Source organism: Hymenobacter sp. BT18, from assembly GCF_012273015.1.
GTDB lineage: Bacteria > Bacteroidota > Bacteroidia > Cytophagales > Hymenobacteraceae > Hymenobacter > Hymenobacter lutimineralis.
Genome location: NZ_CP050954.1, coordinates 1 through 21,088, shown reverse-complemented (window position 1 = coordinate 21,088; position 21,088 = coordinate 1). Strand labels below are relative to the sequence as shown.

The window sequence follows — 21,088 nt, the reverse complement described above, 5'->3', positions numbered from 1 at the left end:
CGTTCCCGCGAACAGCACAAGGTATTCCGCTTGAAGCAACACCGTAATGGACGCTATGCAAAACGCCCCTATTCGTTGCAACGAATAGGGGCGTTTTGCATAGCGTCCATTACGCTTTGTAAAGCTCATTTCTCGCGTCTCGTAAAGTCAGCATTGTACCTAATTTCCAGCTTCAACACCTTCCCCTAATACAAACGGTGGCGCAGCAGCCAGCCGGCGGCGTCAAACTCTTCGGCTTTGGGTTGGTAGGCTTCTACTTTAATGCTCTTGGGCAAGGTGATGATATTCCCGTCGCCGCAGTTATATACCGTCACGTTGGGCCGGGCGGGCAGCTTGCCTACTACCAGCACCCCATCCTGGCCCGCGCCGTCGTAAATGCTGATAGCAATTCGCGTTTCAGGCAGGTTTACCAGGTTGAACTGGTCGTTGCCGCCCAGGCCAAAAAGCTTCACCGAACGCGTATCCCTGGCCAGAAAAGTGCGCTGGCCAATCAGGCTGTCGGCCCGCGTGGTGTTGCGCTGATACACGCTCAGGCGTAGCTGCGTGGGGCCGGCTGCTTCGAGCACAAACCGCTCGGGTTGGTCGGTGCCGGGCACTTCTACGTCCTGAGCCAGCAGCTCGTAGAACTTGGCCGCCACGGCCGGGAGCTGGTCGCGGCGGCTGCGAAGCTTACGGCGAAACTCGGCCGCCGACAACGTCTGTATTTCGGCCGGCCAAGCCGCAATAGCCTCCTCAATGACCTGATCGGATAGCCGGCGCTTCAGCGAGTCGGCTACCTGCCGGAAGTCGGTAGCGGACAGATACACCAGCAGGGACTTGTCCATGGGGCGGGCCGCCCGGTTCAAACCTTCCACATCGCCCAGCCGAATTTCCTCATGGAAGCTCTGGTAGTTGCTTTTCACCCAGGAGATGATGCGAGTGAACACGCCATCGTCGAACTTAAAGAAGGCATGGTCCCGGTCCCTTGGTATGGCCTCGTAGCGGACCCCGCCAGCAGGCGTGCCAAAGCTGGCCCAGCGCCACTGGTCTTCGCGCCGGCTCCAGTCGCCCAGAAACATGTCAAACAGGCGGGCCCGCAGGTACTGGGTGGCTTCTACCCGGTGGTCGGCCTTGAAGAGCAAATTGGTAAATACCTTCCGGGAGCTTTCTACCTTGGCCGAGCGGCCGAAGCTGGCCACGGTGCTCTGGTCGCCCTCGGGCCGTTCTTCCAGCAAATACAGGGCGTTGGCGTAGTCTTTCTGAAACGCGCCCAGCCCGACATCGTCGCCCACGTATACGAGGCGGGGATTGGTATGATAAACGCCCGCAGCTTGGGCCAGGACTGGCACAATGTAGGCCCCGTAGGGCTGGATGACGCTGGTCTGGTCCTTCATCAACCGCCCAATGGCACCCGCCTGCAGATTTTCGGGTAAGGCTTTGGTGGGGTCTTTATCCACGCTACGAAGCACAAACTGCCGCCCGCTTTGGTCAACCAGCCGCAGGTTTTTGGTTTGAAAGCTCCCTCCGGCTTCGATGGGCGTGAGGCCTCCCGGCACCAGGTTGCGCAAGCTCACTACCGGCACGCGCACGGGCTTGCTCCACACGGCACGGTAGTGCCCGCCCCAGAAGAAGCGGTGCACGGGCCCGCGCATGTACTGCGGCCCCGCCGCGACTGTTACTACCGAATCGGGGGGGATAACCGGGGGCGGAGGCCCGGCCGGAGCAGGCTCCGTACAGGAGCAGAACAGCCCGCCCACGAGAAGTACCACAGAAGGCCGGAGCCGCGAAATCAACTGAACCTGCACGGAGGAAGAAAAAAACCTGACTTAAAAACAAGCTGCACCATAGCGGCCGACCTTATAGCGCAATCCGGCCAACGACGGTTGTTAAGCTGAACGTTTACTTTTTTGGCCCGGCGCCGTTGAAGGGAGCATCAGCCGCATAAGGCTGGCTTGTTGCATGCGTCTACGTCTCCCCTACCTTTTCACTTCTCTGCTGGTTACGACCAGCTGCGCCACCTCTCATTTTTTTCAGCCCGATGCCCGCCTCAGCCCGGGCTCCGCCCCGGCCGACAGTGCTACCGTTACGGCCGGGCGGCACTACCAGCGGGGCCCCATTGGCCGCTTTCTGCTTGGCAAGCACTACCGCCGCGTGTGGGCCGAGCCCGTCGCGCTGCCCGTGCTGGACCTGACAACTGCGGTGCCCGGGGGGCTGAAGCCGGGCAAGGTCGGCGGCGGCTTTCAAACCATCAGCATGACCGTGGAGGGCGCCGACGGACGAACCTACGCCTTGCGCAGCGTGGACAAGGACCCATCCAAAACGCTGCCGAAACCCTTGCAGCCCACCTTGATAATGACTGTGGTGCGGGATGCCACCTCAGCGGCTATGCCCTACGGAGCCTTGGTGGTGCCGCCCCTGGCCCAGGCGGCCGGGGTGTACCACACCAACCCGCGGCTGTTCTACGTGCGCCCCGATGAGCAAGGCCTGGGGCCTACTTCGGAGCGGCTGCGCGGAAAAGTGGTGCTGCTGGAAGAAAAGCTAGAAGGCAAAGCCAACATCTACGGCCTTCTGGCCGGCGCCCAGGACCTGGAAGAATCAGAGGATGTGCTGGCGGAGCGGTATGCCTCCCCCAAGTCCGTGCTGGATGAAGCGGCCTTCCTGCGGGCCCGCCTCCTGGATGTGTGGCTGGGCGACTGGGACCGGCACGAGGGGCAGTGGAGCTGGGCCGCTTTCAAGCAAGCGGATGGGCGCACCACCTGGCGGCCTATTCCCCAGGACCGGGACCAGGTTTTTTTCCGGTTTGATGATGGTATCCTTTCCTGGGTGGTGAGCAAAGCGGTAGCCAAGTTTCGCACGTTTGGCCCCAAGTTTCAAAGCATAGAAGGCTACACCCGCAACGCCCAGTTTATTGATGAGCGGGCCCTGAGTGGCCAAACCCACCAGCAGTACCAGGCTACGGCCCTTGATCTGCAGCGCCGCCTGACGGATGCCGTTATCGACTCGGCAGTGCGGCGGCTGCCACGGGCCGTGTATCGGCTGGAGGGGGCCCGCCTGGCTGCCAGCCTGCGGGCGCGGCGGGCCACCTTGCCCAACGCCGCTGCGGAGCTGTACCGGCTCAAAGCCCGGCGCGTAGTGGTGGCCGGCACCGACGAAGCCGAACGGTTTGTTGTAGAGCGCCGCACCGATAGCACCACGGTGGTGACGGTGTATCCGCTGGAAGGGAAAAAGGCGGAGCAACCGTTGTATCAGCGCACCTTTCACCCCCGCGAAACCCACACCATAGTTCTGCACGGCCTCCAGGGCAAAGACCGTTTTGAGCTGAGCGGCACCGTCCGCTCCTCGCCCTTCGTGGATATCTACGGAGGCCCTGACGATGACACGGTGGAAGACAACTCCCACGTGGCCGGCCTGCGGCGTAAAACCCGCTTCTTCGATACCCACCGCAACAACACTATTTCTCCCGGCAAGGAAACCAAGAACCGAACCGCCCATAGCGTAGCACCCCACGCCTTCGACCGGGACGGCTCCGGGCGCTAATGAGAAAAATGTGCTGATGTGGGAATGTGTTGATGTGCTAAGGGGGCCAGCTGAGAACTATGGCATTGCACGACGGCAACCAAGCAAATCTGTTCTTTACGAAATTCGAACTAACCTTTCAGTGAAAAGCCCTTTCCCATTACGTTCGGGAAAGGGCTTTTCACATTTTATGGCTTTGCCAGCTGTTTTGGCCGAATTTGCTTGGTTGCCGTCGTGCAATGCTATAGTTCTCACATGGTCTCACCTTAGCACATCAGCACATTTTTCACCTTAGCGAAGCGCAGCACATTAACAAGTGGCCAGCATATCCAGCACCATGTGCTCGGTGGGCGTCAGCAGGTCCTGCTCCGTGGGGTCGGCGTCGTGGCGGCGCAGGTAGTCGATAAGCTTATCCGACGCAAACAGCTGGGCTACCTGGGGGTGGATGTAATACTTGCTGCACACGGTGGGCGTGTTGCCCAGGCCTTTGGCCACGTCCTTCACCGCCAACTTCAACACCTTTTCTTTGGGTAGGTCCGGGGTTTCGTGCAGGATGCTTTCGAGGCACTCCACCATTTTCACGGTACCGCCCCAGGTTCGAAAGTCCTTAGCCGAGAGGCTGATGCCCGTAACGCGGTGCAGGTAGTCATTCACGTCGCCCGATTCCAGCTCTTGGCGGTGCCCCTCTGCGTCGTAGTACTGAAATAGGTGCTGGCCGGGAATTTCCTTGCACTTCTGCACCAGACGAGCCAGTTTTCGGTCGTGCAGGGTCACGTCGTGGGCCACGCCTTTCTTGCCTACAAAGCTCAGGCGCACATCGGCGCCTTCTACCTGCACGTGCTTGTCGCGCAGGGTGGTAAGGCCGTAGCTCTTGTTTTTCTTGGCGTACTCCTTGTTGCCGACGCGGATAAACGACTGGTCCATGAGCGTGAGCACCACGGCCACCACCTTCTGCTTATCCAGCTTGGGGCGCTTCAGGTCTTGCTGCAGCTGCTGACGCAGGTCGGCCAGCTTCTCGCCAAAGGCCCGGAGGCGGCTAAACTTGGTGAGGCTGCGCACTTCGCCCCAGGCCGGGTGGTAGAGGTACTGCTTTCTTCCCTTCGCGTCGCGGCCGGTTACCTGCAGGTGGGCCGTAGTGGTGGGCGCAATCCAGACATCCGTCCAGGCCGGCGGAATTACGAAGGAGTTGATGCGGGCCAGGGTTTTCTCGTCGGTTACGGGCTGGCCCTTGGCATCGAGGTAGCGAAATGCCCCGTCGGGGCCGGGCTGACGGGTGAGGCCGGGGCGCGTGTCGGCGTAGTAGCGCAGGCCCGCCAGTTCGGCCTGCCGGGCGGGGTCTTTGTAGAGCTCATGCGCATCTTCCTGCGGGAGCAGGTGCTTTTTCTTGACTTTGGGCCGGGGGGTGGCCGTGGAGGTACTGGTCATAGCAAACAACAGCCAGCTGGGGTGAGGGAAGCTGGACAAGGACTGTACGCAGAAGCGGGCAGAAGGTAGCAAAGCCCCCCAGCGCGCGGCCCGCGCAGCCCTTACGCGGCATTACTGCCCGCAATTTTTCCTGCTGAATCTGTGCGACCTACCCCAAAACCTGCACGGAAAGCAACACCAGCCCGATTCGGTGCGTATCGGCTTCCGGCTGCTTTGGCACGCTTTTTCTACGACTTGCTTTGTTTCCCCCTGTTCTCTTGCCCATGCTACGCCTCTTGTACAAACCCTCCCTGCTCCTGGCCCTCGTGGTGGCCCTGGGTGCTTCCTCCTGCGCCAAAGATGAAAACGGTGACCGGCTACTGTTTTCCGTGGAAGACGACAAAGCCCTGGGCGAAAAAGTAGCCGAGCAAACCGACTCCACCTACCGGGCCAAAGGCCAGCTGCTGGAGCGCACCGACAGCAAAAACGCCCGCGCCTACCAGCTCCTCGATGGCGTTGTCAATAAAGTGCTGAACTCGGGCCAGCTCACCTACCGCAACGAGTTTCCCTGGGACGTCAAAATCATCAAGGACGACAACATCCAGAACGCCTTTGCCACGCCCGGGGGCCACATCTACGTGTTTACCGGCCTCATCAAGTTCCTCGACGATGAAAGCCAGTTGGCCGGAGTACTCGGCCACGAAATTGCCCACGCCGACCGGCGCCACACCTCCAAGTCCCTGCAGCAGCAGTACGGCATTTCGGTGCTGCTGAGCCTAGTGCTGGGCGAAAACCCCAACCAGCTGGCCGTGGTGGCCGCCAACCTGGGGCAGCTGAAGTTCAGCCGCGACTATGAGCGCGAAGCCGATGCGTACTCCGTGGTGTACCTCAATCCTACTCAATATGCCTGCGACGGCGCGGCCGGCTTCTTTATCAAAGCCCAGGAAAACAGCAGCGCCCAGCCGGAGTTTCTCAGCACCCACCCCGACCCCGGCAGCCGCATAACCGACATCCAGGCCAAAGCTGCGGAGCTGAAATGCACCGGCCGCACCGTGAGCAACGCCAACTTCGACGAGCTGAAGCGCATTCTATAATTCACTTTCTCCGTGGGCTTCCGGCCCGGTGCCCAGCGTCTGCTGGGCGCCGGGCCGGTTTCCATTTCGGACCCGGTGTAACTTGCGGGCGGCAGTGGCCCGTACTGCCTACCACAGCTTTTTCCAACTTCGCCTATGGCTTCTTTCTTACAACGGCTCAGTGACTGGGGCGAAAACCTCGACGATTTGGCCTTGCGGGCCCGTATCCGCCTGCGCCTGCTGGACCCGCTGCAGCTGGTTCCTTACCGCAGCTACGGTACCCCGGAGCGGCTCTACGTGAAAGGCCGCCTGCTCACCGACCGCGGCATTGGGGAGCCCGCCGACGAGGACTCGCGCCTGCGCAATATGCTGAACATGTACCGGCGGTTTGAAAGCACCGAAATTCCCGGCGCCCAGCTAAGCATCGAGCCCGGCGACGGTACCCAGCACCCTATTACCACCGACGAGGAAGGCTACTTTACCCTGAACCTGGCGCCCCAGCAGCTGCGCGACCCGGAGCACTTTATGTGGTACCCCGTGGACGTGCGCCTCTTGGCTCCTCCCCCGCGCATTCCGGTGCCTACTGCCCCGCTGCTGGCCACGGCCCGGGTGATGATTCCGCCCGCCGATGCGGAATATGGCATCATCAGTGATTTGGATGATACGGTTATCCAGACCGCGGCCACCGATCTGCTGCGCATGGCCCGCATCGTGCTGCTGCGCAACGCCCGCTCGCGCCTGCCTTTTGAGGGCGTAGCTGAGTTTTACCGACAGCTCCAGCTGGGGCGCAACGGCAAGCGCAACAACCCCTTCTTCTACGTGAGCAGCTCCCCCTGGAACCTGTTTGATTTGCTGGAGGACTTCCTGCACCTGAACGATATTCCGGCCGGACCTATTCTGCTGCGCGACATGGCCCTCAAAGGCAAGTCCAGCGGCGAGGTCTCCTCCCACCACGGCCACAAGCTCAAGGAAATCGACAATGTGCTGCTCACGTATCCCACCTTGCCGTTTGTGCTCATTGGCGACAGCGGGCAGGAAGATGCCAACATCTACCGGGAAGTGGTGCGTCGCCACCCGGGCCGCATTCTGGCTATCTATATCCGGGATGTAAACCTGCCGGAGCGCTCGGCCATGGTGGAGCGCGTTTCGCAGGAGCTGCGGGGCGAGAAAGTAGAAATGCTGCTGGTGAAGGATACAGTGGCCGCCGCCCAGCACGCCGCTGCCCAAGGACTGGTGTTTACGGAGGCCGTGCCCGCCGTGGAGCAGGAAAAAGCCAAAGACCAAGCCACTTCCGACGACCCCACCACGGCCCGCGACCAGGGCGGCACCCACCCGCTGCCGCCTACCGCTAGCTCGAGTGGTCCGCCACAATCACCCAGCGGCCGTTAAGCTTGCGCAGCACCAGCAGAAAGTGCCCGCTCAGGTCCCCGGCGGCCGGGCGGGCCAGGTGCCAGCGCCCCACCACGTGCGCGGCGGTAGGGCTGAGCGGCTGCACCCGCAGGTTGGAAAACGTGAGCTGCCCCATAGCTTCCGCGCTGGGGTAGCTGCGCCGGTAGTTGTCCAGCGTGGGCTGCCACCCGTACGTGAGGCCGCTTTTACCAATAAACATCAGGGAGTCGGACTGCCAGTAGCCTTGCATGAAGCCGGCCACATCACCGCGGTTCCAGGCGGCAGTTTGGGTGGAAAGCACCTGCAGGATGTCCTGGCGGGCCGCCGTGGGGCGCGTGGTGGCACAGGCCGAGGCGAGCAGGAGCATGGGCACCAGGGCCCGGTAAGAAGTACGCATACAGAACGGCGGACATAAGAGTAAGCCCCGCAAGATAAGGCGGCTACGGCACCTGTGTTCCGGCCACGGTGCATCAGCCTTCCCAACCCATTGCCATAGCCCCGCTACTGCCTCCCAGCCTTCCGAACATGTGCGGAAAGCTGGGAGGCGGAATCCCGAGGCTCCGACCATGTTCGGAAGCTCGGGAGGCAGAATCCCCAAGCTCCGACAATTGTCGGAAGGCTGGGAGGCGGAATACCAGAGCTGCGACAATTGGCGGAAGGTTGGGAGGCGGAATCCCGGGGGCCCGACCATGGTCGGAGGGCTGGGGTGACTTCGCTCCGGTGCCCCTTATTCCTGTGCGAGTACTTGCTGGACGAAGCGCGTACCGCCTAAGCGGCGCATGTTGCGCAGCACCCGGCGCTGCTTGGCGCGGGTTTGCGGGCCAGGGCTAGCCGCCCGAAACCGGAGTGGGTTGGGCAGGATGGCCGCCAGCAGCGCCGCTTCGGAGGGCGTGAGCTTGGCGGCCGACTTGTGGAAGTACCGCTGGGCTGCGGCCTCGGCGCCGAAGGTACAGTCGCCCATTTCGGCCACGTTCAGGTACATTTCCAGGATGCGCTGCTTGCTCCAAAATAGCTCAATAAGCACCGTAAAATACGCCTCCGCGGCCTTGCGAATGTAGCTGCGGCCGTTCCACAAAAACACGTTCTTGGCCACCTGCTGGCTGATGGTGCTGCCGCCCACCAGCTGCTTGCTGCCGCCCTTCATATTGCGCTGGGCGGCTTTTTTGAGGGCCTCCACGTCGAAGCCGTGGTGAATCAGAAAGCGTTGGTCTTCGGCGGCGACCAAAGCCAGCGGCAGTTGCGGCGACACTTCCTCCATCGACACGAAGCTGTACTGCACCTGCCGTTCGTCCTCCAGGTGCTGGTAGCCTTCGGGCCGGTGCGAGCGGCGCTCCAGCATCAGCCAGGTAGCGGGCGGCGACACCCAGCGGTAGAGCAACACCCACACCACCGTGGTCAGCAGCAAGGAAGCACCCACTTGCAGCACCAGCTGCCAGCCGCGCCGCCAGTATAGTTTGAAATCAGCCACAGGAAAGGGAATGGGTAAGATGGGGAATGCGTATGGTGAGAATCCGCCACGCGGACGAAAACAAAGCGCCGGTGACGCTTCTTTTCCTGGTTGTGCGCCCCGGCTGGGCGCCACCTACCCGGCGAGCCGGGCGAAATTAGTCGTTTTACCTGCCCTTGGCGGGAATTTCCTTATTTTTCTGCCACTCGCGCCCTGCCTGTTTTTCTATGCCCCGTCTGTTGCCACTCTTCCCCCTCAATCTGGTGGTGTTCCCAGGTGAGAAGCTCAACCTGCACATCTTTGAGCCCCGCTACCGCCAGTTGGTGCACGACTGTTTGGCGGAAAACCTCACATTTGGCATTCCGCTATTCACGGAACAAATGCGGGAGCTAGGCACGGAAATGCGCATTCTGAGCGTGGAGAAAACCTACCCCTCGGGCGAAATGGACATTCGCACGCAGGGTATGAGCGTGTTTCGCATCCGGGAGTTTTTCCGGGAAGCCCCCAGCAAGCTCTACGCAGCCGGCACCATTGAGGCCATCCCCGACGACAACACGCCCGACCCGGAACTGCGGGTACGCATTCAGCACTGCCTTCAGCAGCTCTACGACGTGCTGGGCCTGCGCCAGCTGCTGCAGCGCCTGCCCATCAACTACCGCTCCTACGACCTGGGGCACCACCTGGGCCTGAGTACGGAGCAGGAATACCAGCTGCTGGCCGCTACCAGTGAGCTGGAGCGCCAGGAAATGATTGCCGAGCACCTGGAGCAGGTGCTCCCCATCCTGCTCGAAACCGAGCGGCTTAAGGAGCGGGCCCGGCTTAATGGGCACTTTAAAAACCTCACGCCGCCCGCTTTTTAAGGCTGCGCTGGCAGTTGAGTCCCTGGTTTCCGGCTTTGCGCGCTATTCCGCGTATAAGGCCGGTATGGTAAACTATTTCGGCCTGTGAATTCTGCCTTCTTTGCCTTGGGGTACGTGGCAGCCGCTTTGGTGGCGCTGCTCAGCGTGTGGCTGCTGCTGCGCCACTGGCGCGAGCGGGGCTACCGCCGCCGGGTATGGGTGGCTCCCCACTACCGGGCCTGGATCGAGGCCACGCCTCCACCACCGGCCAGCCGCCGCTTTCAGGTAGCCCTAATCGGGGATACCGGGGCCGTGGCCACCACGGGCATGGACCCCGTGCTTTCCCTCCTGCAGGACTGGCTCCAGACTGCCGGGGAGAACAGCGCCGTAGTATTACTCGGGGACAATGTATACCCCACAGGCATTCCGCCCCAGCACTCGCCGCGGCGGCCGGCAGCCGAACAGCGCCTCCTGGCCCAGCTTCGCATCTTTGAGTTATATCCGGGCCAGGTGATTTACCTCAGTGGCAACCACGACTGGAACAAGGGCCGCCCAAACGGCCTGGACTACGTTTTGCGCCAGCAGGCTCTGGTGCAGAAACACTTGCCCGCCGCCCACTTCTTACCGGCCGATGGCTACCCTGGCCCCGTTACGCGCCAGTTGGCCCCCGGCGTGCTCTTGGTGGTGCTCAACACGCAGTGGTGGGTGCAGCAAGGAGCACGCCCTCTCCCGCCAGAAGGCACTTCTCCGTTTCAGGAGCTGCTTCAGCTGCTCCGTCAAAATCAGCATCAGCAGGTGATTGTGGCCGGTCACCATCCGCTGTACTCTAATGCTATTCATGGGGGGAAATTCACGGCCCGGCAGCACCTGTTTCCGCTGACCACCGTGCATAAGCGGGCCTATTTGCCTTTGCCCATCCTGGGCTCGATGCTCCCGGTATACCGCAAAGTAGTGGGCGCCGCCGAAGACATGGCCCACCCCCGCTACCGGCACCTGCGGCGCCGCCTGCTGCGCGTGCTGCATCAGTTCCCCAATATCATTTACGCCGCCGGGCACGACCACAACCTGCAGTACTTCTGCCAGCAGGGTGGGCACTACTTAGTCAGCGGGGCGGGCAGCAAAACGGCCTTTGTGCAGCAGGGCGGGCACGCGGCTTTCGTGCACGAGCACAAAGGCTTCTTTGTGCTGGACTTCTACGATAACCAGGAAGTATGGCTACGGGCCCTGGAGCCCGGTACCAGCCCTGGAGCGGTACAAGAGGTGTTCCGCTGGCCACTTACGCGTTCAAAGCTTCCGCTGGCACCAGCACCCGCAGGCTTTGCGGAAAAATCTCGATTTCGAGGGGCATAGCCAGCTCATACGGTTCCCCGTCTACCTGCACCGTGGCGCGCTCCTGCTGGGGAATAGAAATGACAGCCTTGCGGCAGCGTAAACGGCGCGTGTACATCGACTCATCAAATCCTTCGGTGTAGAGGCGGTAAAGAATTCCGGGCGCGGCCGTGGCCGGAAAGGGCTCAATCAAGCACAGCTCAAACTCCCCGTCGTCGAGGTGGCTGTTGGGGTTGATGACTACATTGCTGCCAAACGTGCTGGCGTTGGCTACTGTGAGCATAAAGGCCGGGCCCTCGTAGGTTTCCCGGTCGGTTTCGATGTGGTATACCGCCGGCTCGTACGTTAGGTATTCCTGCATGGCAATGCGCACGTAGGCGCCGGGGCCGCGGGTACCGCCTTCGGCAAACCGCGCCACCACCAAGGCATTAAAGCCCAGATCGGCCAGGTGAACGGCAAACTGCCCCCCCACGCGCAAGGTATCGATGGTGCGGACGGCGTGCTGCCAAACCAGCGGTAAGGCTTCTTCCAGCACCTGGCTAATTCCTAGGTCCTTCGACAACCCATTGCCGGAGCCCAGGGGCAGAATTCCCAACGGCATAGCCGTTCCCGCCAAGGCAGCCCCCACCAGATTCACGGTACCGTCGCCCCCGGCGGCAAACACCGCATCAACCGGCTGCTTCTGGATGAACTGCTGAAGTCGGGTTAAATCATCTTTGCCCGTGGTGTGAAAGAAAACCGCCGTGCGCCCATGCTCGCGGCAATAAGCCGCAACCTGGTGTTCCAGCCCCGCTTTATCGAGGTCACCGGAAATAGGATTCAGCACAAACAGGAGCGTGCGCAGCAGTAATGAATCAGAAGCAGGCATAGGGCAGTTCAACAAGCGGGAATGGGCAAAAAAATGCTGGCTGGCTTACCGCCAGCCAGCACCGAAAGTAGTACCGAAATCGGGTTACGGCTTCAGGCCAGCCGGAACCCCATTGGGAAAGCGGCGCTGAATTTCCTGTTGGATTTCCTGGGTACGGTTGCCGGGGTTGGGGTGCGTCTGCAGAAACTCGGGGCCTCCGCCCCCACCACCGCTTTGTTCCAGCACTTGCATGACCTGCAGCAGGGAACGGGGGTCATAGCCGGCATCGGCCACGTAGTCTACGCCTACGCGGTCGGCTTCCAGCTCGTCTTCGCGGCTGAAGCGCAACGATACCACCTTGGCAATGGCGGCGGCAATGGCGGCATTGGCAATAGAGCCCCCCGGCCGGTTCGAGTCATACATGCCGATGGCAGCGGCCCCGCTCAGCCCTTGCGTGAGCTGCGACTTGGCCAGCTGCTGGGCCGAATGTCGCTCAATGACGTGGCCAATCTCGTGGGCCAAGACCCCGGCCACCTGACCTTCGGAGCTGAGCTTTTTCACCAGCCCCGCCGTGACGAACACCTGCCCGCCGGGCAGCGCAAACGCGTTAATGGTCTGGTCATCGGCCAGCAGGTGAAAGTCGAATTTATAGGGGGAGCGTACCGCGGGGGAGCCTTGGATAATGGCGTTGCCAATCCGGTCGATGGTGTTTTGGGCTTCCTGGTCGGGGTACAAGCCGCCGTACTGCTGGGCCATTTCGGGCGCTGCCTGCAGGCCCAGGGCAATTTCCTGCTCCGTGGTCATGTTCACGTGCTGAGTCTCGCCGGTAACGGGGTTGGTTTGGCGGTTGCAGTAGTAGGTAATTAAGGAAAAGCCCCCGACAATCAGGGCAATGAGGTAGCGAAGGTTGCCTCTCATGGGTAGGGAAGGATTATGCGTGGAAGAGAGTAGCCGCCAGCCCGCGGGCCAGGGTTTGCAGTGTAACGCGAAGCGGAAGGCAGGGTTGCGAAGACCCGTAAGTGGCCCTGTTGTCACCTTCCGCGCGGGTTTTGCGTAGAGGGCGCAGGCTGTCAAGCGGCAGCATTCCTACTAGCTGGTCTCTCTCCTCCTTTCCCTTTTCCTTATGAATCAGAAACGCACCTTCGGCGCTATCCTCACCATCCTGGGCATTGTCGGCATCATTTACGCGGCCCTGGGCTTCCTGCACATTGGCGGCGTGTCGTTAAGCAAAATCAATTCGCTGGTGCCCTTCATCGTCGGGCTGATCTTCTTTTCAGCGGGCATCAACTTGGTAAAAGCGACCGGCGACCGGTCGTAGCTACCCCTTGCCAAAACGCCAAGGCCCCGCCGGAGTTAGCATCTCCGGCGGGGCCTTGGCGTTGTTACGCTGGGCAAACAGGGGGGCCTTACCCGGCCACTTGTAGGCCCTTGATGCGGGCAAAGCTAGCCAGGGCAGAGTCCATGCCCAGCCAGGAGGATGAGTAGGTAACGTGCTGGGGAGCGTGGGCAAATACCACGGAGCCGGCCTTGAGCGTCCGGATTACGCGGGGAGCCTCTGCCACTGGCAGTGCGGGGCAGCCCTGGCTCCGGCCCAGGCGCCCGTGCTGGCGTACAAACTGCTCACTGACATAATCGGCCCCGTGTACCACCACCGCCCGCTCAGCGGCCCGGGAGTTGTAGGCCTCATCCATGCCATGGAGCTTCAGCGACAGGCCATGCTTGCCGGTGTAAGGTTGCCCGGTTACGTAAAAGCCCAGGCTGCTCATCTCCGACCCGTTGCGATTAGAAAAGGTGCGGGCTACGTCTTCGCCGGTGTTTTTCCCGTGTGCTACCAGCGTGTGGTGCAGCAGGCGGTTCTGCCGGACGTCAATTACCCACAGGCGCTTTTGCCGGCTGGGCAGGTCAAAGTCGATGATGGTAAGCGACGCCCCGGCGGCTGCCGACCCGTGGTTTTGCAGATTATAGTAGCCTAACAAAGCTTGCCGGTAAACATCCGGCCGAAGACCGGTGAGGGCCAGCTGCGCTGCAGTATAGGTGCGCAACACTTCCTGCTCGAATGCCGCCTGATAAAAGGCCCGCTGTACTTCACTGAGCGTAACGGTGCGTGGATTGCCCCGATACGCGGGCGAACCGCCTACCGCCGTTGCGCTGCTCAGCAGGCTCACTATCCATACAAATACGCTCAACCGCCCTACCATTCTCTTCATAGTCATCTACGCTTTGCTTTCGGCCGACGCCAAGGGTTCGGCACCGCCAAATTACTAGTTTTGCAACGTGGCTCCAACGCCATGCTTTTAGCCCTGGTTCCGTATGCGGGTTTGTCTTGTTCTTTTTCTGGGTCTGCTGCTTGGCAGCTGTGGCCACCGGGTCCCGACGCTTCCGGGTTTCGATGCCGCCACCTGGCGGTCCGATGTGTATGCGTGCCGGGGGCTACGCCAAGGGCAGCTTGCGGTACTAGCCAAAAACCGGGACGCTTTGTACCGAGTCCATACTGATGCTATTGACCAGCTGCTGGGCCGCCCTGATGAGGTAGAGCTTTCTGCTCAAACGGAAAAAGTCTATACCTACTACGTGTTGCCCGGAGCTCAGTGCAGCCCTGGTCATCCACACGCGCAGGCCGGGCGCCTCACGCTGCGTTTCGACCCTTTGGGTCTCGTAACGGAAATTCTGATGCCTAACGTACGGCCTCAGTAGTACCATAAGCCGGCCTTACCGGCTGCCGTGGGACACTGAGCTTCTGAGGGATTATCTGACGCACGTTGGCGAGGCACTCATAGCAAAAGCCGGGGCGGAAACTCGCTTTTTCCGTCCCGGCTTTCAAGCGGCCTGTCTCTTTGCGGGCTACTCTATGCCTTGCATGGGCATATGATCAGGACTCTTGAAGTACTGCATGGCTACCAGCGAGATGATGACGCCCGACATACCTCCCTGCAGCAGAATGGCCAGAAAGCAGATGGTTACGGACAGGTCGAAGCCGAACAGGTCGCTGGCCCGGAGCTGCTCCATTAGGCTAGGATTGATGACGGCGTACACCAGAAAGAAAAAGCCAAACGCAACGGACGCTACAATGGCCGTGATAATGCCCGTCCCAAAGCCGTGCAAGTAGGGCATGCGGTTATGGCGGTAGCGACGGTAGCGGGCAATGGCCATACAAATCCCAATGGTCAGGATGACGGCATTCAGGTAACTGAATTCGATCCGGCCGGTGAGTTGCAGCAGGCTGGCAAGCAAAAAGTAGAGCACCATGCCGCCTGCCGTAAGCAGGCCATATCGAACCCCATTGGTTTCGGGCGTAATCTGAGAAACAGCCATAGGACAAAGCAGTAAAAAGGTGAAAAACGACCAACCGGAACTACCCTTGGCGGCTGGCGTGTTCAGTACCAGGGAGTTGGCGCCGGCTGCTTTATCTATACGGTGGTCCTAAGCTTTGGTGTTGGGTACACTGTCATTTTTTTACTGGATACGGCTTTAGCAATGCGTCAGCCGCGTTACCGCGCGGAGCCCCAGCCATTTTTGCGTACTTTTGCGCGCTGCTACGCCGGCAGGCTTCTTTGCGCGTTCGACCCTTCTTGTTTTTATGATCAGCACCACCAACGTTAGCTTGCGCTACGGCAAGCGCATCCTGTTTGAAGACGTCACTATCAAATTTATGCCCGGCAACGTGTACGGCCTTATTGGTGCCAACGGCGCTGGCAAGTCCACGTTTCTGAAGATTCTCTCGGGCGAGATTGAGCCCAATACCGGCTCGGTAGATATGCCTAAGGGCGCCCGGCTTTCGGTTCTCAAGCAGAACCAGTTTGCCTACGACGCTCACCCCGTGCTCCAGACCGTGATTATGGGCCACACGCGCCTGTGGAAGGTGATGGAGGAAAAAGATGCCATCTACGCCAAGGCCGATTTCTCGGACGCCGACGGTGAGCGGGCCGCTGAGCTGGAAGGCGAGTTTGCCGACCTGGAAGGTTGGAACGCCGAATACGAAGCCGCCGAGCTGCTTTCCGGCCTGGGCATCGGCGAAGACAAGCATCACACCCTGATGGGCGACCTGGGCACTTCCGACAAAGTGCGGGTGCTGCTGGCCCAGGCCCTGTTCGGCAACCCCGACGTGCTGCTGCTGGACGAACCCACCAACGGCCTGGACGCCGAAACCGTGCTGTGGCTGGAAAACTTCCTCGACTCTTTCCAGAACACCGTGATTGTAGTCAGCCACGACCGTCACTTCCTGGACGCCGTGTGTAACTACATGGCCGATCTGGACTTCTCGAAGATTACCATGTACCCCGGCAACTACTCGTTCTGGTACGAGTCGTCGCAGCTCGCTCTGCGGCAGCGCCAGGAGGTAAACAAGAAGACTGAGGACAAGCGCAAGGAGCTGGAAGAGTTTGTACGCCGCTTCTCGGCCAATGCCTCCAAGAGCAAGCAGGCTACCTCGCGTCAGAAGCTGCTACAGAAACTCACGCTGGAAGAAATCAAGCCTTCCTCACGCAAGTACCCCTACATTGCCTTCAAGCCCGAGCGCGAAGCCGGCAACCAGTTGCTCACGGTAGAAAACCTGAGTAAGTCGGTAGATGGGCAGGTGATTTTCAAGAACGTGTCCTTTGCCCTTGATAAGAAGGACAAGGTGGCCATCATCAGCCGCGACGACCGGGCCGCCTCCCTCCTGTTCGACATCTTGTTTGAGCAGATCAAGGCCGATTCGGGCTCCTTTAAGTGGGGCACCACCATCACGCCCAGCTATTTCCCCAAGGAAAATGAGGAGTTTTTCGACACCGACCTCAACCTGGTAGACTGGTTGCGGCAGTACAGCACCGAGAAGGATGAATCCTTTATCCGGGGCTTCCTGGGCCGCATGTTGTTTTCGGGGGAAGAGTCGCAGAAGAAATCCAACGTGCTGAGTGGGGGCGAGAAAGTGCGCTGCATGCTTTCCAAGATGATGATGGAAGCCGGCAACGTGCTGGTGCTGAACGACCCCACCAACCACCTCGACCTCGAAAGCATTACGGCCCTGAACAACTCCCTGCAGGAGTTCAACGGCACGTTGCTGTTTGCCTCCCATGACTTGCAGGTAGTGGAAACCGTAGCCAACCGCATCATCGAGCTGACGCCCACCGGCATCATCGACCGGCGCATGGATTACGAGGAGTACCTTGCTGACGAGAATATCAAAACGCAGCGCCAGCGCATGTACCAGCTGGTGTCGTAAGCACGTTGTAGCTTTCCTATGAAACAACTAGCTCTTGTCCTTTTCCTCGGTGGGGCCAGCCTTTGGCTGGCCCCTACCGTTGCGGCCCAAACCACAGATAGCACTTCTACCAAGCCGCAGCTGAACACGAGCCTGCCAACGGCCCCGGCCCGTAACCAGCCGACGCCCGCTCCGGTTTATCAGCCCGAAGGCGTGCCTGCAGAAGCCACCCCGCGCGCCGAAAACGTGCCCGCCGCGCCGTCTCAGGTACAGCAGGCACCTACGGTTCCCCGTCGGTTTTTCCTGTATTCTAACTTTGGGCTGGGCTTCAGCAGTAACCCTTATTACGGGAGCCAGTTCAATGCCAGTATAGCCCCGGCCATTGGGTACCGGGTGACGGAGCGACTGGCCCTGGGACCGGGCATTTCGTATGCTTATAACCGTATCTCTCCGCCCCGGGGTGTACAAGGCCAAGGCTTCAGCACCAACAGTTTCGGAGTGAAAGGTTTTATGCAGTTCATCGTGTTTCAGGAGTTTTTCCTGCACGGTGAATATGAAGTAACGCGTGCCGAAGCCCTGTACCAGGACAATACTGGCCGAGTTTTCGTAGGGAAAACCACGGTAAATACACCTTTACTGGGTGCGGGCTACCGTCAGCAGTTTGGCGACCGGGCGGCGGGCGACATTACCCTGCTGTACAATTTCAACGACGGCATAAACGATATTTACGGCCAGCCTGTCGTACGATTTAGTTTTCTGTTTGACTTGAAATAGGCGTTATTTTATTTTCTCCAACAAAAAAGGGCTGCCCGTCTAGAGCAGCCCTTTTTTGTTATGACTGGTGTAATTACCTACACCGTGCCACCACGAATCAGGCGCAGTACAACGGCAATAATTGCAATAACCAACAGAATGTGGATCAGGTTGTTACCCTGAATTCCGGTACCTAATACGCCAAAGAAGCCCAGGGCCCAGATGATGATCAGGATGACGGCGATGATATACAGGAGATTTCCCATGATGAAGGTGAATTGTGGTTGGAAAAGGAGAGGAGAGAAACCACCATCGAACCCCAAGATTTTGTGAAAACAAAAACCGCAGTAAGATGATTTGGGGATTTGTACGGGGGTATTTGGAAAAGGATATAAACCGATAAGAAAATTCTTTTAGGCTAACCACAGGCTTTCAGCAAACCGCTTGGTTCCATACCCCTTACGCAAGGCGTTTTTTTGCCGGGTAACCTGCGGCTTTAGGCGGCGGGACTGGCAGATTTCCCCCTAGCTTTGCGGCCGCAGCCCTGCCGGGTCTGTACTTCCCACCCAACCTGTTATTCGTATGCTTCAAGTAGCCGTTATTGGCTCGGGCACCATGGGCAATGGCATTGCCCACGTATTTGCCCAACATGGGTTCCCCGTAGCCCTCATCGACATCAGCCAACCTGCCCTGGATAAAGCCCTGGGCACCATTGGCAAAAACCTCGACCGGCAGGTGACGAAAGGCACCTTGTCGGAGGAAGACAAAACCAGCACGCTCGGCCGCATCACAACCTATACCAGCCTGCCCGAAGGAGTGGCCCAGGCTGATATTGTGGTAGAGGCAGCCACCGAAAACGTGGAGCTGAAGCTGAACATCTTCCGGGAGCTGGACGCCCACGCCCCCGCCGGCGCTATTCTGGCTTCCAACACTTCATCTATTTCCATCACCAAGATTGCGGCCGTTACCAAGCGCCCGGCGCAGGTGATTGGGATGCACTTTATGAACCCGGTGCCGGTGATGAAGCTGGTGGAAGTTATCCGCGGATATGCTACCTCCGACGCCGTGACGGCCCAGGTGATGGACCTGTCGCGCCAGCTCGGCAAAACGCCTACGGAAGTCAACGACTACCCCGGTTTTGTGGCCAACCGCATTCTGATGCCCATGATCAACGAGGCCATTATCACCCTGTTTGAGGGTGTGGCCGGCGTGGAGGAAATTGATACGGTTATGAAGCTGGGTATGGCCCACCCCATGGGCCCGCTGCAGCTGGCCGATTTCATTGGGCTGGATGTGTGCTTGGCCATTTTGCGCGTGCTGCATGAGGGCCTTGGCAACCCCAAGTATGCTCCGTGCCCCCTGTTGGTGAACATGGTGCAGGCCGGCCGCCTGGGCGTAAAGTCGGGCGAGGGGTTCTATGCCTGGACGCCCGGTTCCAAAGACTTAGTGGTAGCCGAACGGTTCCGTAAGTAGCCTTCCCTAATTCGTAAGCTGAAGCCCGCCCCAACCCCGTTGGCGGCGGGCTTCTTTTTTTATGCGAGCTGACTCCGGCCGCTATCCTGGGCGGCGGTGCATTGGCTTAGGTCAACCAAGCGGCAGCCGCGTACCACGTAGAACCGACACCCCCACAATAGCTGGCACGGTCGAGCTGGGGTAGGCCGTGGAGAAGCGCCGGAGTGAAACCTTCGGGGGTGAAATACGCTTATAGAGTATCTTTTCGACGTAATTCCCCTCTCCTATTCGTATGGAACAAGCCACATTTGGCGGCGGCTGCTTTTGGTGCACCGAAGCTGTATTTCAGAATTTAAACGGTGTACAGAAAGTAGTATCGGGCTACACCGGCGGCCGCATAGCCAACCCCACCTACAAGGAGGTTTGCAGCGGCCTCACCGGGCACAACGAAGTCATCCAAATCACCTTCGACCCCAGCGTTATCAGCTATGAGGAGTTGCTGGAAATCTTCTGGAAAACCCACGACCCCACCACCCTCAACCAGCAGGGCAACGACGTGGGCACGCAGTACCGCTCTGGCATTTACACCCACAACGAGGAGCAGCAGCGCCTGGCCGAAGGCTACAAGCAGAAACTTACCGAAGCTAATGCTTTCAACGGGCCCATTACCACCGAAATCCTGCCGCTCAAGGCTTTCTACCCCGCCGAAGCCTACCACCAGAACTACTACAACCTGAACAAAACCCAGCCTTACTGTCAGTTTGTGGTGAAAAGCAAAGTAGATAAGGTGAAGGCCGTGTTTGGGGAGAAGCTGAACCACGGATTCTAGCGGATTTTTCGGATTCCACGGATTTTGTGGACGATTTGCGGCACAGAAAAGCCTCGCAACTGCGAGGCTTTTCTGTGAGTGCACCTGTCATCCTGAGCGCAGCGAAGGACCTTCTCGCGTCAGCATAAGCCGGTGCAACGTGAGTAGGTCCTTCGCTGCGCTCAGGATGACAAACTGAGTAGAGAGAATCGTCCACAAAATCCGTGGAATCCGAAAAATCCGCTAGAATCCGTGGTTCAGACGCTCACCCCAAAGTCGCGCAGGGCATCGTTCAGGCTCGTTTTCAAATCGGTGCTGGGCTTGCGCTGACCGATGATGAGGGCGCAAGGCACGTGGTATTCGCCGGCGGCAAACTGCTTGGCATACGAGCCGGGAATGACTACGGAGCGGGCCGGCACGTAGCCTTTGTACTCCTTGGGCTCAGCCCCCGTCACGTCGATAATCTTGGTGCTGCCCGTGATGGTAACGCCAGCCCCAATAACGGCCTCCCGGCCTACGCGGCAGCCCTCCACCAGAATGCTGCGGGAGCCAATGAAAGCACCGTCCTCAATGATAACCGGGGCCGCCTGGACGGGCTCTAGCACACCACCAATACCCACGCCCCCGCTCAGGTGCACGCCGGCCCCGATCTGGGCACAGGAACCCACGGTAGCCCAGGTATCGACCATGGTACCCTCGCCTACCCAGGCGCCGATGTTCACGTAGCTGGGCATCATAATTACACCCGAAGCCAGATAGGCACCGTAGCGGGCCACGGCGGGTGGCACCACGCGCACGCCCTGCCCGGCGTAGTCGGTTTTCAGGAGCATCTTGTCGCGGAACTCAAATGGCCCCACTTCAATGGTTTCCATCTGTCGGATGGGGAAGTACAGGATAACGGCTTTCTTCACCCAGTCATTCACCTGCCAGTCGTCGCCGACGGGCTCAGCTACCCGCAGGCGGCCTTTATCCAGTTCTTCAATGATGGTGTTGATGGCCTCGACGGTAGCCGCTTGCTGCAGCAGGCTCCGGTCGTTCCAGGCGGCTTCTATGGTCGCGCGAAGATCAGACAT

The 21,088-nt window shown here is 59.8% G+C and carries 21 protein-coding genes; 11 read left to right on the top strand and 10 right to left on the bottom strand.

Features of this window, described 5'->3' with window-relative positions:
* Positions 1 to 185 precede the first annotated feature (185 nt).
* Entirely contained in the window at positions 186 to 1,748 is a 1,563-nt protein-coding gene (locus tag HER32_RS00105) for a hypothetical protein (protein WP_168679507.1), read from the bottom strand.
* Between the two features lie 190 nt (positions 1,749 to 1,938).
* Here HER32_RS00105 and HER32_RS00100 point away from each other — a divergent pair, with 190 nt between their 5' ends.
* Positions 1,939 to 3,516: a hypothetical protein gene (locus HER32_RS00100; RefSeq protein WP_168679505.1), complete on the top strand. Its 1,578-nt coding sequence runs from the start codon at positions 1,939 to 1,941 to the stop codon at positions 3,514 to 3,516.
* A gap of 288 nt (positions 3,517 to 3,804) precedes the next feature.
* Here the strand turns inward: HER32_RS00100 and HER32_RS00095 are convergent, their stop codons facing one another.
* A complete protein-coding gene (locus HER32_RS00095) occupies positions 3,805 to 4,920 on the bottom strand; it encodes a DNA topoisomerase IB (RefSeq protein ID WP_168679504.1) in 1,116 nt (371 codons plus the stop codon).
* A 263-nt stretch (positions 4,921 to 5,183) separates the two neighbouring features.
* Between HER32_RS00095 and HER32_RS00090 the strand changes: the two genes are divergently transcribed.
* Both HER32_RS00090 and HER32_RS00085 read left to right on the top strand, forming a co-directional pair.
* A complete protein-coding gene (locus tag HER32_RS00090; protein WP_168679503.1) occupies positions 5,184 to 5,993 on the top strand; it encodes a M48 family metalloprotease in 810 nt (269 codons plus the stop codon).
* A 135-nt stretch (positions 5,994 to 6,128) separates the two neighbouring features.
* Complete coding sequence (locus tag HER32_RS00085; RefSeq protein ID WP_149072503.1) at positions 6,129 to 7,361, top strand: App1 family protein; 1,233 nt, start codon at positions 6,129 to 6,131, stop codon at positions 7,359 to 7,361.
* On the opposite strand, the gene HER32_RS00080 is transcribed toward HER32_RS00085, so the two are convergent.
* Positions 7,321 to 7,758, bottom strand: coding sequence for a YybH family protein (locus HER32_RS00080; RefSeq protein ID WP_168679498.1), 438 nt, complete (start codon positions 7,756 to 7,758; stop codon positions 7,321 to 7,323). The two genes, HER32_RS00085 and HER32_RS00080, sit on opposite strands and share 41 nt — an antisense overlap.
* A gap of 330 nt (positions 7,759 to 8,088) precedes the next feature.
* Positions 8,089 to 8,829 (bottom strand): monofunctional biosynthetic peptidoglycan transglycosylase, encoded by a 741-nt coding sequence (gene mtgA, locus HER32_RS00075; protein ID WP_149072501.1) that lies wholly within the window; start codon positions 8,827 to 8,829, stop codon positions 8,089 to 8,091.
* Between the two features lie 206 nt (positions 8,830 to 9,035).
* Between mtgA and HER32_RS00070 the strand changes: the two genes are divergently transcribed.
* Together HER32_RS00070 and HER32_RS00065 are read left to right on the top strand one after the other, a co-directional pair.
* Entirely contained in the window at positions 9,036 to 9,668 is a 633-nt protein-coding gene (locus HER32_RS00070) for an LON peptidase substrate-binding domain-containing protein (RefSeq protein ID WP_168679497.1), read from the top strand.
* 84 nt (positions 9,669 to 9,752) lie between these two features.
* Positions 9,753 to 10,997, top strand: coding sequence for a metallophosphoesterase (locus tag HER32_RS00065; protein WP_232066324.1), 1,245 nt, complete (start codon positions 9,753 to 9,755; stop codon positions 10,995 to 10,997).
* Here HER32_RS00065 and HER32_RS00060 read toward each other — a convergent pair.
* The gene (locus tag HER32_RS00060; protein WP_232066323.1) at positions 10,924 to 11,844 is read right to left on the bottom strand and encodes a diacylglycerol/lipid kinase family protein; all 921 of its coding nucleotides are present in this window, start codon (positions 11,842 to 11,844) and stop codon (positions 10,924 to 10,926) included. The genes HER32_RS00065 and HER32_RS00060 overlap by 74 nt on opposite strands.
* A gap of 84 nt (positions 11,845 to 11,928) precedes the next feature.
* Complete coding sequence (locus HER32_RS00055; protein ID WP_149072499.1) at positions 11,929 to 12,741, bottom strand: M48 family metallopeptidase; 813 nt, start codon at positions 12,739 to 12,741, stop codon at positions 11,929 to 11,931.
* A gap of 205 nt (positions 12,742 to 12,946) precedes the next feature.
* On the opposite strand from HER32_RS00055, the gene HER32_RS00050 reads away from it, so the two are divergent.
* Entirely contained in the window at positions 12,947 to 13,141 is a 195-nt protein-coding gene (locus HER32_RS00050) for a hypothetical protein (RefSeq protein WP_149072498.1), read from the top strand.
* A gap of 88 nt (positions 13,142 to 13,229) precedes the next feature.
* Here HER32_RS00050 and HER32_RS00045 read toward each other — a convergent pair whose 3' ends face one another.
* Positions 13,230 to 14,030, bottom strand: a complete 801-nt coding sequence (locus HER32_RS00045) for a murein L,D-transpeptidase catalytic domain family protein (RefSeq protein ID WP_168679495.1) — start codon at positions 14,028 to 14,030, stop codon at positions 13,230 to 13,232.
* Positions 14,031 to 14,298: 268 nt separating this feature from the next.
* Between HER32_RS00045 and HER32_RS00040 the strand changes: the two genes are divergently transcribed.
* Complete coding sequence (locus HER32_RS00040; protein WP_149072496.1) at positions 14,299 to 14,517, top strand: hypothetical protein; 219 nt, start codon at positions 14,299 to 14,301, stop codon at positions 14,515 to 14,517.
* A gap of 147 nt (positions 14,518 to 14,664) precedes the next feature.
* Here the strand turns inward: HER32_RS00040 and HER32_RS00035 are convergent, their stop codons facing one another.
* Positions 14,665 to 15,135 (bottom strand): DUF4199 domain-containing protein, encoded by a 471-nt coding sequence (locus HER32_RS00035; protein WP_168679493.1) that lies wholly within the window; start codon positions 15,133 to 15,135, stop codon positions 14,665 to 14,667.
* Between the two features lie 265 nt (positions 15,136 to 15,400).
* Between HER32_RS00035 and HER32_RS00030 the strand changes: the two genes are divergently transcribed.
* Both HER32_RS00030 and HER32_RS00025 read left to right on the top strand, forming a co-directional pair.
* On the top strand, positions 15,401 to 17,023 hold the full coding sequence (locus tag HER32_RS00030) for an ABC-F family ATP-binding cassette domain-containing protein (RefSeq protein ID WP_149072494.1): 1,623 nt from the start codon (positions 15,401 to 15,403) through the stop codon (positions 17,021 to 17,023).
* An 18-nt stretch (positions 17,024 to 17,041) separates the two neighbouring features.
* On the top strand, positions 17,042 to 17,776 hold the full coding sequence (locus HER32_RS00025) for a hypothetical protein (RefSeq protein ID WP_168679491.1): 735 nt from the start codon (positions 17,042 to 17,044) through the stop codon (positions 17,774 to 17,776).
* Positions 17,777 to 17,853: 77 nt separating this feature from the next.
* Here HER32_RS00025 and HER32_RS00020 read toward each other — a convergent pair whose 3' ends face one another.
* Positions 17,854 to 18,021, bottom strand: coding sequence for a lmo0937 family membrane protein (locus tag HER32_RS00020; RefSeq protein ID WP_149072492.1), 168 nt, complete (start codon positions 18,019 to 18,021; stop codon positions 17,854 to 17,856).
* A 316-nt stretch (positions 18,022 to 18,337) separates the two neighbouring features.
* Between HER32_RS00020 and HER32_RS00015 the strand changes: the two genes are divergently transcribed.
* Both HER32_RS00015 and msrA read left to right on the top strand, forming a co-directional pair.
* Positions 18,338 to 19,228 (top strand): 3-hydroxyacyl-CoA dehydrogenase family protein, encoded by an 891-nt coding sequence (locus HER32_RS00015; RefSeq protein ID WP_149072491.1) that lies wholly within the window; start codon positions 18,338 to 18,340, stop codon positions 19,226 to 19,228.
* A gap of 271 nt (positions 19,229 to 19,499) precedes the next feature.
* Positions 19,500 to 20,036: a peptide-methionine (S)-S-oxide reductase MsrA gene (gene msrA / locus HER32_RS00010; RefSeq protein ID WP_149072490.1), complete on the top strand. Its 537-nt coding sequence runs from the start codon at positions 19,500 to 19,502 to the stop codon at positions 20,034 to 20,036.
* 236 nt (positions 20,037 to 20,272) lie between these two features.
* On the opposite strand, the gene HER32_RS00005 is transcribed toward msrA, so the two are convergent.
* The gene (locus tag HER32_RS00005; protein WP_168679489.1) at positions 20,273 to 21,088 is read right to left on the bottom strand and encodes a 2,3,4,5-tetrahydropyridine-2,6-dicarboxylate N-succinyltransferase; all 816 of its coding nucleotides are present in this window, start codon (positions 21,086 to 21,088) and stop codon (positions 20,273 to 20,275) included.